Source organism: Pseudomonas avellanae BPIC 631, from assembly GCF_000444135.1.
Classification (GTDB): domain Bacteria; phylum Pseudomonadota; class Gammaproteobacteria; order Pseudomonadales; family Pseudomonadaceae; genus Aquipseudomonas; species Aquipseudomonas avellanae.
Window position 1 is genome coordinate 1 of sequence record NZ_ATDK01000518.1, and the last position, 289, is coordinate 289.

1 pseudogene is annotated in these 289 nt (G+C 55.7%); it reads left to right on the plus strand.

Annotated features, from left to right (window positions below):
• A pseudogene (locus DW49_RS0124300) lies at positions 1-289 on the plus strand (recombinase family protein); the annotation flags it as partial.

Below are 289 nucleotides of genomic sequence, written 5' to 3' on the forward strand. Positions count from 1 at the left end.
ATGACCAGGCTTGGCGATCCCTCAAAACAGCAATCGATAACCGAGGCATACGGATCGTCTCTGTGGATCTGCCTACCAGTCATCAAGGCATGACGGCCCAGTCGGGGGACGAGTTCACCGACCGCATGCTGGCGGCCATCAACTACATGATGATCGATATGATGGCCGCGATCGCCAGGAAGGACTATCAGCAAAGAAGACTGCGCCAGGCACAAGGGATTGAGAAGGCAAAAGCTTCAGGCGTCTACAAAGGCAGACCCGTAGACGCAGAACTGCGTAACCGAGTGCG